This is a genomic window from Thalassospira sp. UBA1131, assembly GCF_002311515.1.
Classification (GTDB): Bacteria; Pseudomonadota; Alphaproteobacteria; order Rhodospirillales; family Thalassospiraceae; genus Thalassospira.
This window is the reverse complement of the sequence record NZ_DCAO01000057.1, coordinates 6,961-7,446: the sequence shown is the minus strand read 5'-3', so window position 1 is coordinate 7,446 and position 486 is coordinate 6,961. Positions and strand designations below refer to the sequence as shown.

General features: G+C 54.5%; 1 protein-coding gene. It reads left to right on the top strand.

From position 1 onward, the window contains the following. Nucleotides 1-63: 63 nt before the first annotated feature. Nucleotides 64-486: beta-eliminating lyase-related protein (locus tag B3Z49_RS08805; protein WP_296990061.1), on the top strand; the 423-nt coding region annotated here is incomplete at its 3' end.

Below are 486 nucleotides of genomic sequence, written 5' to 3'. Positions count from 1 at the left end.
ACCACCAAACAGCATTGCCTTGCCAAACTGCGCGCCTTTTTACGTCATCCCTTTGAGGCCCCAATGAACTTTTCATCAGACAATGTCACCCCGATCTGTCCGGAAATACTTGCGGCCATCGCCGCCGAAAGTGATGCCAGTACCCTGCCCTATGGCGCGGATGATAAAAGCCAAAAGCTTGATGCAGCTTTTTCAGAATTGTTCGGGCGTGATGTATCCGTAGTGCCGGTTGCAACCGGAACGGCGGCCAACGTCATTGGGCTTTCGGGGCTGGTGTCGCCGTTTGGCGGCGTGGTCTGTCATCACCACGCCCATATCAATGTCACGGAATCCACCGGTGTTGCCTTTTACGGCGGCGGGGCAAAGTTGCTGGGGATTGACGGGCCGTCGGCAAAGATCGAAGCCGACACACTGGATGCCTATTTGACCAACCATGTTTCAAACGGCATGCATTCAGTTGATCCGGAATGTGTTGCGATCACGCAA